Source organism: Pseudomonas sp. IT-P218 (genome assembly GCF_949767605.1).
GTDB lineage: Bacteria > Pseudomonadota > Gammaproteobacteria > Pseudomonadales > Pseudomonadaceae > Aquipseudomonas > Aquipseudomonas putida_AE.
The window spans coordinates 266,897-279,969 of the sequence record NZ_CATKQQ010000011.1; the positions used below are offsets into that span (position 1 = coordinate 266,897).

Annotated in this window: 12 protein-coding genes; 7 read left to right on the forward strand and 5 right to left on the reverse strand. The window is 62.2% G+C overall.

All coding sequences use genetic code 11. The features are described 5' to 3' along the window. Nucleotides 1-12: 12 nt before the first annotated feature. The 3 genes from ACM6I6_RS07845 to ACM6I6_RS07855 are packed head-to-tail and all read left to right on the forward strand — an operon-like array spanning nucleotide 13 to nucleotide 3,080. Nucleotides 13-1,194, forward strand: coding sequence for an amino acid ABC transporter permease (locus tag ACM6I6_RS07845; protein WP_274073940.1), 1,182 nt, complete (start codon nucleotides 13-15; stop codon nucleotides 1,192-1,194). Nucleotides 1,195-1,204: 10 nt separating this feature from the next. Further along, nucleotides 1,205-2,302 carry an amino acid ABC transporter permease gene (locus ACM6I6_RS07850; protein WP_274073939.1) on the forward strand — a complete coding sequence of 366 codons (1,098 nt, stop codon included), beginning with the start codon at nucleotides 1,205-1,207 and terminating at the stop codon, nucleotides 2,300-2,302. Nucleotides 2,303-2,315: 13 nt separating this feature from the next. Then, on the forward strand, nucleotides 2,316-3,080 hold the full coding sequence (locus ACM6I6_RS07855) for an amino acid ABC transporter ATP-binding protein (protein ID WP_003171943.1): 765 nt from the start codon (nucleotides 2,316-2,318) through the stop codon (nucleotides 3,078-3,080). Between the two features lie 70 nt (nucleotides 3,081-3,150). Here the strand turns inward: ACM6I6_RS07855 and ACM6I6_RS07860 are convergent, their stop codons facing one another. Beyond that, nucleotides 3,151-4,119 (reverse strand): LysR family transcriptional regulator, encoded by a 969-nt coding sequence (locus tag ACM6I6_RS07860; protein WP_274073938.1) that lies wholly within the window; start codon nucleotides 4,117-4,119, stop codon nucleotides 3,151-3,153. A gap of 193 nt (nucleotides 4,120-4,312) precedes the next feature. Here ACM6I6_RS07860 and ACM6I6_RS07865 point away from each other — a divergent pair, with 193 nt between their 5' ends. The 4 genes from ACM6I6_RS07865 to ACM6I6_RS07880 all read left to right on the forward strand — a co-directional run bounded on the left by ACM6I6_RS07865 (nucleotide 4,313) and on the right by ACM6I6_RS07880 (nucleotide 9,181). Then, nucleotides 4,313-5,812 carry an efflux transporter outer membrane subunit gene (locus ACM6I6_RS07865; RefSeq protein WP_414919701.1) on the forward strand — a complete coding sequence of 500 codons (1,500 nt, stop codon included), beginning with the start codon at nucleotides 4,313-4,315 and terminating at the stop codon, nucleotides 5,810-5,812. A gap of 121 nt (nucleotides 5,813-5,933) precedes the next feature. Beyond that, nucleotides 5,934-8,126 (forward strand): FUSC family protein, encoded by a 2,193-nt coding sequence (locus tag ACM6I6_RS07870; RefSeq protein ID WP_274073936.1) that lies wholly within the window; start codon nucleotides 5,934-5,936, stop codon nucleotides 8,124-8,126. Continuing rightward, complete coding sequence (locus ACM6I6_RS07875; RefSeq protein ID WP_015096751.1) at nucleotides 8,116-8,316, forward strand: DUF1656 domain-containing protein; 201 nt, start codon at nucleotides 8,116-8,118, stop codon at nucleotides 8,314-8,316. Before ACM6I6_RS07870 ends, ACM6I6_RS07875 begins: the two co-directional genes overlap by 11 nt. A 10-nt stretch (nucleotides 8,317-8,326) precedes the next feature. Then, nucleotides 8,327-9,181 (forward strand): HlyD family secretion protein, encoded by an 855-nt coding sequence (locus ACM6I6_RS07880; RefSeq protein ID WP_274073935.1) that lies wholly within the window; start codon nucleotides 8,327-8,329, stop codon nucleotides 9,179-9,181. A 34-nt stretch (nucleotides 9,182-9,215) separates the two neighbouring features. Here the strand turns inward: ACM6I6_RS07880 and ACM6I6_RS07885 are convergent, their stop codons facing one another. From ACM6I6_RS07885 to ACM6I6_RS07900, 4 genes are all read right to left on the reverse strand, one after another. Then, nucleotides 9,216-10,040, reverse strand: a complete 825-nt coding sequence (locus ACM6I6_RS07885) for an SDR family oxidoreductase (RefSeq protein ID WP_414919702.1) — start codon at nucleotides 10,038-10,040, stop codon at nucleotides 9,216-9,218. A gap of 34 nt (nucleotides 10,041-10,074) precedes the next feature. Continuing rightward, nucleotides 10,075-10,539, reverse strand: coding sequence for a multidrug transporter (locus ACM6I6_RS07890; RefSeq protein WP_274073933.1), 465 nt, complete (start codon nucleotides 10,537-10,539; stop codon nucleotides 10,075-10,077). Nucleotides 10,540-10,804: 265 nt separating this feature from the next. Continuing rightward, complete coding sequence (locus ACM6I6_RS07895; protein ID WP_274073932.1) at nucleotides 10,805-12,256, reverse strand: mannose-1-phosphate guanylyltransferase/mannose-6-phosphate isomerase; 1,452 nt, start codon at nucleotides 12,254-12,256, stop codon at nucleotides 10,805-10,807. A gap of 147 nt (nucleotides 12,257-12,403) precedes the next feature. After that, complete coding sequence (locus ACM6I6_RS07900; protein ID WP_274073931.1) at nucleotides 12,404-13,060, reverse strand: alginate O-acetyltransferase AlgF; 657 nt, start codon at nucleotides 13,058-13,060, stop codon at nucleotides 12,404-12,406. Between the last annotated feature and the right edge of the window lie 13 nt (nucleotides 13,061-13,073).

Sequence of the window (13,073 nt, forward strand, 5' to 3'; positions counted from 1 at the left end):
GCGGGGCACTTCATGCAAAATTCAATCGGCGCACCAAAGCAGAGGCTCAGCCTCAGCGATCCACGAGTGCGTGCGTGGGTATTCCAGATCATCACCATTATCGGTGTGGTCTCGCTAGGCTGGTTTCTGTTCGACAACACGCAAACCAACCTGCAACACCGGGGCATCACCTCCGGTTTCGACTTTCTCGAGCGCAGTGCCGGCTTCGGCATCGCCCAGCACCTGATCGACTACACCGAAGCGGACAGCTACGCCCGGGTGTTTGTCATCGGCCTGCTCAACACCTTGCTGGTGACCTTCATCGGCGTGATCCTGGCGACGATCCTCGGCTTCATCGTCGGTGTGGCACGGCTGTCGAAGAACTGGATCATCGCCAAAGTGGCGACGGTGTACGTGGAAGTCTTCCGTAACATTCCGCCGCTGCTGCAGATCCTGTTCTGGTACTTCGCGGTGTTCCTGACCATGCCGGGGCCGCGCAACAGCCACAACTTCGGCGACACCTTCTTTGTCAGCAGCCGCGGCCTGAACATGCCGGCGGCGCTGATGGCCGATGGTTTCTGGGCGTTCGTGATCAGTGTCGTGGTGGCCATCGTCGCCATCGTGCTGATGTGCCGCTGGGCCAACAAACGCTTCGAAGCCACCGGCGTTCCGTTCCACAAGTTCTGGGTCGGCCTGGCCTTGTTACTGGTCATCCCGGCGCTGTGCGCACTGATTTTTGGCGCGCCCGTGCATTGGGAAATGCCGCAGCTCAAGGGCTTCAACTTCGTCGGCGGCTGGGTGCTGATCCCGGAACTGCTGGCCTTGACCCTGGCGCTGACGGTGTACACCGCGGCGTTCATCGCCGAGATCGTGCGTTCGGGCATCAAGTCGGTCAGCCACGGCCAGACCGAGGCGGCGCACTCGTTGGGCCTGCGCAACGGGCCGACCCTGCGCAAGGTGATCATCCCGCAAGCCCTGCGCGTGATCATTCCACCGCTGACCAGCCAATACCTGAACCTGGCGAAGAACTCCTCGCTGGCGGCCGGTATCGGTTATCCGGAGATGGTCTCGCTGTTCGCAGGCACGGTGCTGAACCAGACCGGCCAGGCGATCGAGGTGATTGCGATCACCATGAGCGTGTACCTGGCGATCAGTATCAGCATTTCCCTGCTGATGAACTGGTACAACAAGCGCATTGCGCTGATCGAGCGGTAAGGAAAAGCGCATGAGCACTCATACTTTCAAACCTGACATGCCGCCACCGAGTCGCAGCATCGGCGTAGTGGCGTGGATGCGCGCGAACATGTTCTCCAGCTGGCTCAACACCCTGCTGACCCTGTTCGCGTTCTACCTGATTTACCTGGTGGTACCGCCGATCCTGCAGTGGGCGATCCTCGATGCCAACTGGGTGGGCACCAGCCAGGCCGACTGCACCAAGGAGGGCGCCTGCTGGGTGTTCATCCAGCAGCGCTTCGGCCAGTTCATGTACGGCTACTACCCGCCGGAACTGCGCTGGCGCGTGGACCTGACGGTGTGGCTGGCGGTCATCGGCGTGGCACCTTTGTTCATCTCGCGCTTTCACCATAAAGCGGTGTATGGCCTGAGCTTCCTGGTGCTGTACCCGATCATTGCCTGGTGCCTGCTGCACGGCGGCGTCTTCGGCCTGACCCAAGTGGCGACCAGCCAATGGGGCGGCCTGATGCTGACCCTGGTGATCGCCACCGTCGGTATTGCCGGTGCCTTGCCGCTGGGGATTGTCCTGGCGTTGGGGCGTCGTTCGAACATGCCGGCGATTCGGGTGGTCTGCGTGACCTTCATCGAATTCTGGCGCGGCGTGCCGTTGATCACGGTGCTGTTCATGTCATCGGTGATGCTGCCGTTGTTCCTGCCCGAAGGCATGAACTTCGACAAGCTGCTGCGGGCGCTGATCGGCGTGATCCTGTTCCAGTCGGCCTACGTGGCTGAAGTGGTACGTGGCGGTCTGCAGGCGATTCCCAAGGGTCAGTACGAAGCCGCCGCAGCGATGGGCCTCGGCTACTGGCGCAGCATGGGCCTGGTGATTCTGCCGCAAGCCCTGAAGCTGGTGATCCCTGGCATCGTCAACACCTTCATCGCGCTGTTCAAGGACACCAGCCTGGTGATCATCATCGGCCTGTTCGACCTGCTCAACAGCGTCAAGCAAGCCGCCGCCGACCCGAAATGGCTGGGCATGGCCACCGAAGGCTATGTGTTCGCCGCCCTGGTGTTCTGGATTTTCTGTTTTGGTATGTCGCGCTATTCCATGCATCTGGAACGCAAGCTCGACACTGGCCACAAGCGTTAGGAGTTCTCTTCAAATGAGCGAAGCAATCAAACAGCCTGTGAGCCCTGAAGGCATTATTCAGATGCAGGGCGTCAACAAGTGGTACGGCCAGTTCCACGTACTCAAAGACATCAACCTCAACGTCAAGCAGGGCGAGCGTATCGTCCTGTGCGGCCCGTCTGGTTCCGGCAAGTCCACCACCATCCGCTGCCTCAATCGCCTGGAAGAACACCAGCAGGGCCGCATCGTGGTCGACGGCGTGGAGCTGACCAACGACCTCAAGCAGATCGAAGCGATCCGCCGCGAAGTCGGCATGGTGTTCCAGCACTTCAACCTGTTCCCGCACCTGACCATCCTGCAGAACTGCACGCTGGCGCCGATGTGGGTGCGCAAGATGCCCAAGCGCAAGGCCGAGGAAATCGCCATGCACTACCTGGAACGCGTACGCATTCCGGAGCAGGCGCATAAATTCCCGGGGCAACTGTCCGGTGGCCAGCAACAGCGTGTGGCGATTGCCCGGGCGCTGTGCATGAAGCCGAAAATCATGTTGTTCGACGAACCGACTTCGGCACTCGACCCCGAGATGGTGAAAGAGGTACTGGACACCATGATCGGCCTGGCTGAAGACGGCATGACCATGCTCTGCGTGACCCACGAAATGGGCTTCGCCCGTACAGTGGCCAACCGCGTGATCTTCATGGACAAGGGCGAAATCGTCGAACAGGCCGCGCCGAACGACTTCTTCGACAACCCGCAGAACGACCGCACCAAGCTGTTCCTGAGTCAGATCCTGCATTGATCGAACCCAGGCGATGAAAAAACCCGGACATGGTGTCCGGGTTTTTTTTTACCTGTCGTTCAGCTATGTCTCAGGTCGCCATCCGTGCCCCGGCGAGGCTGCCGCTCAATTCATACGCGGCCAGTTCCGCCTGGTGCGCCGCCAGCAACTCCGGCAATGACCCGCGCAGGTATTCCACCCAGGTCTTGATCTTTGCATCCAGGTACTGCCGCGACGGGTAGATCGCGTATAGGTTCAGCTCCTGGGAGCGGTAATTGGGCATCACCCGCACCAGCGTACCGTTGCGCAGCCCGTCGATCGCGGCGTATAGCGGCAGGACACCGACGCCCATGCCGCTGGTGATCGCGGTTTTCATCGCATCGGCCGAGTTCACCAGGAACGGCGAGCTGTTGATGGTGACCATTTCCTGGCCGTCAGGCCCGTCGAAGGCCCATTTATCCAGGGGGATGACCGGGCTCACCAGGCGCAGGCAGGCGTGGTTGAGCAGGTCGCCGGGTTTTTGCGCGCAGCCGTTGGCTTTGACATAGGCGGGCGAGGCGCAAACGATGCTGTAGGTAATCCCCAGGCGCTGGGAGACGAAACCCGAGTCCGGCAGTTCGCTGGCGAGCACGATGGACACGTCGTAGCCCTCGTCCAGCAGGTCCGGCACGCGGTTGGCCAGGGTCAGGTCGAAGGTCACGTCCGGGTGGGTCTTGCGATAGCGGGCGATGGCGTCGATCACGAAGTGCTGGCCGATGCCGGTCATGGTGTGCACCTTGAGCTGCCCGGCCGGGCGCGCGTGGGCGTCACTGGCCTCGGCTTCGGCTTCTTCGACGTAGTTCAGGATCTGCTCGCAACGCAGTAAATAGCGCTTGCCGGCTTCGGTCAGGGCGATGCGGCGCGTGGTTCGGTTGAGCAGACGGGTTTGCAGGTGGGCTTCCAGGTTGGAGACCGCGCGCGAGACGTTGGCCGTGGTGGTGTCCAGTTGCACGGCGGCGGCGGTGAAGCTGCCGGCCTCGGCCACGTAGCTGAAGGCGCGCATGTTTTGCAATGTGTCCATGGGGTGCTCTCGGGTTCGATGGCAAATTGTGACACGAAGTTTCAGGGTCTGAGACCCCGACCAAGGGATTATCGCGTTAACGGTAACAAAGATTCACAGGAATCCCAGCTTATCGCCATCCAGACCGCCCCATAGAATTGCCCCGGTCCCACGGGACCCGTATGCCTCCTCCCAAATTCAGGAAATCGCAGCAGTGCCGCGTCGCATCAGCAGAGCGCTTCAGCCGCTCAGTGTTTTGGTTTTAACCCTGGCAATCAGCGGCTGCATCGGAACCGGAGGTATTGCCCCACAGGGCAAGGCACTGGAGGCCAATTCACTGGCCACGGACGAAGCGATCCAGAGCGCCGCCCAGGACGCGCACTGGCCCACCGCTCAATGGTGGCAGGCCTATGGCGATCCGCAACTGAATCGCTGGATCGACCTCGCCGTGCAAGGCAGCCCGACCATGGCCATGGCGGCGGCGCGGGTGCGCCAGGCCAGGTCCATGGCCGGTGTTGCCGAAGCGGCGGAGTCGTTGCAGATCAACGGCGAGTCCACCCTCAAGCGCCACAACTGGCCCACCGATCAATTCTATGGTCCCGGTGAGCTGGCCAACACAACCACCTGGGACAACAACGCCGCACTGGGCTTCAGTTATGCCCTCGACCTGTGGGCCCGCGAAAGCAATGCCACCGAGCGCGCCGTGGACATGGCCCACATGATGGTCGCCGAAGCGCGCCAGGCGCAGCTCGAATTGCAGAACAACATCGTGCGCGTCTACATCGAACTCTCGTTGCACTATGCACAACGGGACATCGTCGAAGCGACATTGCAGCAGCAAGAGCAGATCCTTGAGCTGGCGCAGAAGCGCTTGAACGGCGGCATCGGCACCCATTTCGAAGTCAGCCAGGCCCAGACGCCGCTGCCGGAAACCCACCGTCAGATTGACGCCCTGGACGAAGAAATCGCCCTCAGTCGAAATCAACTGGCTGCGCTGGGAGGCAAGGGGCCGGGGGAGGGCGCGCAGTTGCAGCGGCCGACGCTGGCGCTGGGTGCCGCGTTGAAATTGCCATCGTCGTTGCCGGCGCAACTGCTCGGGCAACGCCCGGACGTGGTCGCCAGTCGCTGGCAAGTGGCGGCGCAGGCGCGGGGCATTGACGTGGCGCATGCCGGTTTCTACCCCAACGTCGACCTGGTCGGCAGCCTGGGCTACATGGCCACCGGTGGCGGCGCCCTGGAGTTCCTCACCGGCAAGAAGCTCAACTACAGCGTCGGCCCGGCCATTTCGCTGCCGATCTTCGACGGCGGGCGTTTGCGCTCGGAGCTGGGCGAAGCTTCGGCCGGTTATGACATCGCCGTGGCCAAATACAACCAGACGCTGGTCAACGCGCTGAAAAACATCTCCGACCAGTTGATCCGCCGCGAGTCCATGGACAATCAGCAAACCTTCGCCGCCGAGTCGGTGGCCACCGCGCAGAAGACCTACGACATCGCGATGATCGCCTACCAGCGCGGGCTGACCGATTACCTCAATGTGCTTAATGCGCAGACGCTGTTGTTCAAACAGCAGCAGGTGCAGCAGCAGGTGCAGGCGGCGCGATTGAGTGCGCATGCCGAACTGGTAACGGCGTTGGGCGGTGGGCTGGGTGCCGGCAACGATGTACCGAAAGACAGCCAGACCCAGGCACCGAAAACCCCGAGCCTTTTGCGTTGAACACAATACCTGTGGGAGCCAGCCTGCTGGCGATGAGGGCAGCACATTCAACATTGATGTCAACTGATACTCCGTTATCGCCAGCAGGCTGGCTCCCACAGGTTTCACAGAGCAGGAATCCATGACCCCCTTGCCCGCACCCTTGCGCTGGCTGTACTCCCTTGAATGGCGCCGGGGCTTCTTCGACTGGGCACGCAGCGATGGCGTGACCTGGGTCTACATTTTCAAGGTGCTGTTCGCCGCGTTCCTGACCCTGTGGCTGGCCATGCGCCTGGAATTGCCGCAGCCGCGCACGGCGATGATCACCGTGTTCATCGTCATGCAGCCGCAAAGCGGCCAGGTGTTCGCCAAGAGTTTCTACCGCTTTCTGGGCACCCTGACCGGCTCGGCAGTGATGGTGGCGTTGATCGCCCTGTTTGCGCAGAACACCGAATTGTTCCTCGGCGCGCTGGCGATCTGGGTCGGTATCTGCTCGGCCGGCGCGGCGCGTTGCCGCAACTTCCGCGCCTACGGTTTTGTCCTGGCCGGCTACACCGCCGCGATGGTCGGGTTGCCTGCGCTGGCCCATCCGGACGGCGCGTTCATGGCGGCGGTCTGGCGGGTGCTGGAAATCTCCCTGGGGATTCTCTGCGCGACCCTGGTCAGCGCCGCGATCCTGCCGCAAACCGCCAGTGCCGCGATGCGCAATGCCCTGTATCAGCGCTTCGGAGTCTTCGCCTTGTTTGTCACCGACGGCTTGCGCGGGCGCAGCCAGCGTGAGGCTTTCGAGGCCGGCAACGTGCGCTTCATTGCCGAAGCGGTTGGCCTGGAGGGGCTGCGCAGCGTCACCGTGTTCGAAGACCCGCACATGCGTCGACGCAACGGTCGGCTCAGTCGCCTGAACAGCGAGTTCATGGGCATCACCACGCGATTCAACGCCTTGCACCAGTTGCTCGAACGCCTGCGCAGCAGTGACACCGATCACGCCGTGGCAGCCATCAAGCCCGGTTTGCAGGACCTCGCCGAATTGCTCGACGGCTTCAGCGGCCGCGCGCTGACCAGTGCCGATGCAGCGCGTCTGGTCTCGGCGCTGACCGCCTACAAGGCCAGTTTGCCAGCGCGGGTGCGCAGCCTGCGGGCGGTGTTCCAGGAGAGCGAGCCGAGCGATGCCGAGCTGCTGGATTTCCACACCGCCTACGAATTGCTCTATCGCTTCGTTGACGATTTGCACAGTTATGCACAGACCCACGCTTCATTGGCCGATCACAGCCACGAGCGCGAACGCTGGGACGAGCCCTTCACCCCGCAAACCAACTGGCTGGTGTCGGCAGCCTCAGGGATTCGCGCTGCGTTCATCCTGGTGGTGCTGGGCAGCTATTGGGTGGCGACGGCGTGGCCGAGCGGGGCGACCATGACGCTCATCGCGGCGGCCACCGTGGGCCTGTCCGCCGCCACGCCGAACCCGAAACGCATGGCATTCCAGATGGCCTGCGGGACGTTTCTCGGCGCGCTGATCGGCTTCGTCGAGATGTTTTTCATCTTCCCTTGGATCGACGGTTTCCCCTTGCTGTGCGTGATGCTCGCGCCGGTGATCGTGCTCGGTTCATTCCTGGCCTCGCGCCCGCAGTACGCCGGCGTCGGCCTCGGCTTGCTGATCTTCTTCAGCACCGGTTCGGTGCCGGACAACCTCACGGTCTACAACCCCTACAGCTTCATCAACGACTACATCGCCATGGTGCTTGGCATGCTGGTGTGTGCGGCGGCCGGGGCGATCATTCTGCCGCCGAACAGCCGCTGGTTGTGGCAGCGCCTGGAGCAGGACCTGCGCGGCCAGGTGGTCTACGCCATCAGCGGCAAACTCAAGGGCCTGGCGTCGAGTTTCGAAAGCCGCACCCGCGACCTGGTGCATCAGGCCTACGGTTTCGCGACGGGCCAGCCGCAGGTGCAGCGGCAGCTGTTGCGCTGGATGTTCGTTGTGCTGGAAGTCGGGCACGCGATCATCGAATTGCGCAAGGAGCAGGCGATCCTGCCGGTGCATCCGGCCTATGCCGAGTCCCAGCCGTGGCGCCAGTCCATCCGCGTGATGGGGCGTGCGCTGGTGCGGCTGTTCCTGCAACCGGGCCAGAGCAATCTGGAGCGCGCGTTGATCGCCGTCGATCATGCGATCAGCCGCGTGCAAGCCACCGACGAACCCTTCGCCCCGCACTTCGACACCTCGGCGCTGCGCCGGGTGAAGAGCTACCTGCACTTTATCCGCACCTCGCTACTCGACCCGCAATCGCCGCTCGCTTCCTACACGAACACCAAGCCCCAAGGACTTGACCATGCCCCGTGAAATCGCCTTCCACGGCGTTTACATGCCGACCATGACCCTGATGTTTTTCATTGCGGCGGCGTTGGCCTGGGCACTGGACCGCTTCCTGTCCGGGTTCGACCTGTACCGCTTCTTCTGGCACCCGGCGCTGCTGCGCCTGAGCCTGTTTACCTGTCTGTTCGGCGCCATGGCGCTGACTGTTTATCGTTGAGAATGCTCTGATGAAAAAGCTCTTCAGCCTGCTCGCCACCCTGCTGGTTCTGGCCCTGGCGATATGGATCGGCCGCACACTCTGGGTGCATTACATGGAGACCCCGTGGACCCGCGACGGCCGGGTGCGCGCCGACATCATCAACGTTGCTGCGGACGTCACCGGCGAAGTGGTGGACGTGCCGGTGCGCGACAACCAATTGGTGAAGAAGGGCGACCTGCTGATGCGCATCGACCCCGAGCACTACCGCCTCGCGGTCAAACAGGCGCAGTCGCTGGTGGCGTCACGCAAGGCGACCTGGGAGATGCGCAAGGTCAACGCCCATCGCCGTGCCGACATGGACAACCTGGTGATCTCCCGGGAAAACCGCGACGACGCCAGCAACCTCGCCGACTCGGCCCTGGCCGATTACCAACAGGCCCAGGCGCAACTCGAAGCCGCCGAACTGAACCTCAAGCGCACCGAAGTGCGTGCGGCGGTGGATGGCTACGTGACCAACCTGAATGTCCATCGCGGCGACTACGCGCGCATTGGCGAAGCGAAAATGGCCGTGGTCGACATGAACTCGTTCTGGGTCTACGGCTTCTTCGAGGAAACGAAATTGCCCCACGTGCGCGTGGGCGATAAGGCCGACATGCAACTGATGAGCGGCGAAGTGCTCAAGGGCCACGTGGAAAGCATCTCCCGCGGCATCTACGACCGCGACAATCCGGAGAGTCGGGAGCTGATCGCCGACGTGAACCCGACCTTCAACTGGGTGCGCCTGGCGCAACGGGTACCGGTGCGCATTCACATCGATGAAGTGCCGGAGGGGGTGCTGCTGGCGGCGGGGATTACCTGCACGGTAGTGGTCAACGCACTGTAGGAGCGAGCTTGCTCGCGAAGGCGTCGACTGGGGCTCAGAGCTGCCCACGCAACCCGAACCGCCTCATCAACGCCGACTCCAGCAAGCCCTTGGGCAACAACCCTGCCATCAACGGCAACGCCCGGCTGCCATTGCCAAGACGAATCAGCCGCGGCGGTTTGCTTTGCTGCACGGCCTTGAGCAACCCCGCGGCAAACTCACTGGCCGGCGTCGGATTGTCCTGGGACGCCTTGGCCCGTGCCCGAATACCTTCGCGCAACGGAAACCACGGCGATTGTTCGGTGATCAATTGCTCCGCCTCATGCCCGGCATTCCTGGCAAAACTGGAAGCGATCGCCCCCGGCTGCACCTCCATCACCCGCACGCCAAACGGCGCCAGTTCCATGCGCAAGGCATCGCTCAAGGCATGCACCGCGGCTTTCGAGGCGCAATAAGCCCCTGCGAAAGGGGTGACCAGAACCCCGGAAACGCTACCGATATTGACGACAATCCCTTTGGCCCGACGCAACACACCAAACATCGCCCGGGTCACGCCGACGATGGCGAACACGTTGGTTTCAAACTGGCGCTGCATCGCCTGCACGCCGCCATCGAGCAAAGGCCCCATCGCACCGTAGCCGGCATTGTTGATCAGCACATCGAGGCTGCCGTGTTGCTGGTTGATCCGTTCGCTCAATTGTTCGAGTGCCGGGCCATCGTTGACGTCCAGTTGCACGGCAATAAAACCGGCAGTGGTCAGCGCTGCGACATCTTCAGTCTTGCGGGCACTGGCCCAGACGGTATAACCAGCAGATTTGAAGGCATCGGCCAGGGCGCGGCCGATGCCACTGGAACATCCGGTAATCAACGCAACGGGCATGGCGCGGTCCTTGTGCAAAAAAGTGGGGGAGAGGTCAGTCGGAGAAAGTGCCGTGCAAACGCTCGGCGCGAAACTCCAGGGTTTCCGGGCGATAGCCGGGGCGCAACGGCGGCATGGGCAGGCAATCTTCCCAGCTACCCCCAGCCTGCAATTCGCCAGGCCCGCGATAGCGAGGGGCGGTGTACTGATTGTCGGCCAGGTTGACGGTGTCGCCCGGCGCATAAGCGGCGACGCGCCAGCGCAACTCGGTCAGCGGCACGTCGTTACCGTTGCTCATGGTCAATTGCAGCGGCCGGTCGGCAGGGCAATGTTGCGGTGCGTAGCTGATGCGCAGTTCCAGGCGTTCAAGCTGTTTGAGTTCGCGGTGGTCCATCCAGATGACCCAGGTGGCGACGATGCCCAGGCCTACGGCGGCGGCCATGGACACGGGCAAGGCTTTGGTCGGATAGCGCAGGAGCAGGATCAGCCAGGTGATGACCAGCAGGACACCGATGAACATGACGTGAAAACCTTGGGGGATGGAGAGACCATCCTACCTAAGCGTAGGGGAGGTTGGCGATGGGCGAGATTTTGTGGCGGATGTGCTGGCCTATTCGCGAGCAAGCCCGCTCCCACATTCGATCGCATTTCTCCTGGAAAAACTCGGGCTTGCTCGCGAAGAGGCCAGCCTGGGCAACACAAAACCCGGACAAAAAAAGCCCCCGGTCAACCCGCTGCGGATAGGGGACGCAGCGGGTTGAGCGGGGGCTTAAGGTAAACAATGCTTACTGCGCGATGGTTTTCACCGACACGCCACGCTCAATCGGGGTCGAACGCCCGTAGATGTCTTCGAACCGCTCGATATCGTCCTCACCCAGATAACTGCCCGATTGCACTTCGATGATCTCGAGTGGAATCTTGCCCGGGTTGCGCAGGCGGTGCACCGAAGCAATCGGAATGTAGGTCGACTGGTTTTCAGTCAGCAGGAACACGTTCTCGTCGCAGGTCACTTCAGCCGTGCCGCTGACCACGATCCAGTGCTCGGCGCGGTGGTGGTGCATCTGCAGCGACAGGCACGCGCCCGGTTTCACCGAGATGTGCTTGACCTGGAAACGCCCGCCCATGTCGACCGAGTCGTAGGAGCCCCACGGACGATAGACTTCGCAGTGGTTCTGGGTTTCGCTGCGGCCCTGTTCGTTGAGGGTGTTGACCATCTGCTTCACGCCCTGGACCTTGTCCTTGTGCGCGATCATCATGGCGTCCTTGGTTTCGACCACCACGATGTTTTCCAGGCCGATCACCGACACCAGTTTGCCGTTGCCGTGGATCATGCAGTTCTTGCTGTCCTGGATCACCACGTCGCCTTTGGTGACGTTGCCATTGGCATCTTTGGCATTCACTTCCCACAACGACGACCAGCAGCCGACATCGCTCCAGCCCGCAGTCAGCGGTACGACGCAGGCGCGCTGGGTTTTTTCCATGACCGAGTAGTCGATGGAGTTGTCCGGGCAGCAGGCGAAAGTGGCTTCGTCGATGCTCACGGTGTCGGCGTCCTGGGCGCTGCGCTCGAGGGTCAGCAGGCAGGTGTCGTAGATGTCCGGATCGTGCTTTTTCAGCTCTTCGAGGAAGCGGCTGGCGCGGAACAGGAACATGCCGCTGTTCCAGAAGTAACCGCCGGACTGGACGTACTCGGTGGCGCGTTTCACGTCCGGTTTTTCGACGAAGTGCGAAACGCGGCTGACGCCTTCGGGCAGCAGTGAATCGTTGGTCGACTTGATGTAGCCGTAGCCGGTTTCCGGTTTGGTGGCCGGGACGCCGAACAGCACCATTTCGCCGTTTTCGGCGGCGACGGTGGCCAGGGCCAGGGCGCGTTGCAGGGCTTTCTGGTCTTCCAGCACGTGGTCGGCCGGCAGGACCAGCATCAGTTCGTCACGACCTTCGTTGACCAGCATCATCGCGGTCAGGGCCACGGCCGGCGCGGTGTTGCGGCCGAACGGTTCCATCAGGATGCGCTGGGTTTCGAGTTTGCGCGCGGCCAACTGCTCGTTGACGATGAAACGGTGGTCCTTGTTGCAGACCACGATCGGCGTGTCCATGCCGTCGAACACCAGGCGTTCCAGGGTTTGCTGGAACAGGGTGTGCTCGCCGGTCAGGGCCAGGAACTGTTTAGGGAACTGCTTACGGGAAAGCGGCCAAAGACGTGAGCCGCTACCACCTGACAAGATCACCGGAATCATGTTGTTACTCCTTGAAAATCGTTTGGTTAGGCTTTTGTGGGAGCCAGCCTGCTGGCGATGGCATCACCTCGGTACATCGACAAAACCGAGTGGCCTGCATCGCCGGCAGGCCGGCTCCCACGGAGCCGGGTCAATTCGGGAAAATGATTAGCGCGTCGATACCGGGCGTTTTACCCAGACCGGCGACAGGCTGCTGCCGCTGCCGGTGACGTACAGCACGGCGGCTTCACCGCGTTCCAGGGCGACCGGTTTCACGTCGCCGACTTTCGTTGCGCCATCGTATAGCGCCAGGCTGACTTTGACCGGGTTGATTTCACGCTCGCCACGGCCCTTGGCGGCCACGTTCGGGACCACGTCGGTCTTGCCGTCGGCGGTTTTCAGGGTCAGCGCCTTGTCGCTGAGGTTCTGCACGCGCACCAGGGATTTCTGCTTGTTCTTGAACGGCGGCTCTTCGATCAGTTGCGGTGCGCCGCTGGCGTTGTTGACCAGGGTGTAATAGTGGTCGCCGGCCAGTTTCACCGGCAGGGTCTGGCTGCCGACCTTGGCGCTGTAGTCACCGCCCGGCATGAAGCTGAAGTCGCTGCTCGACAGCGGCGCGACATCGCTCAGGTTGGTGCTGCCGACGGTGGCGCTGACTTCGGCGTTGCTGGCGTTGTAGATCCTCACGAAGGACGAGCCTTTCGGTGCGGTCGGGCCGTACAGTGCGGCATCGCCACCGGCGAAGGCCTGCATCGAAAGCACACTCATACCAGCAACCAGTGCAAAGGTCTTGGCGAGACGACGAGGAGTAGTCTTGAAAGTCATGGTAGTACCTCTC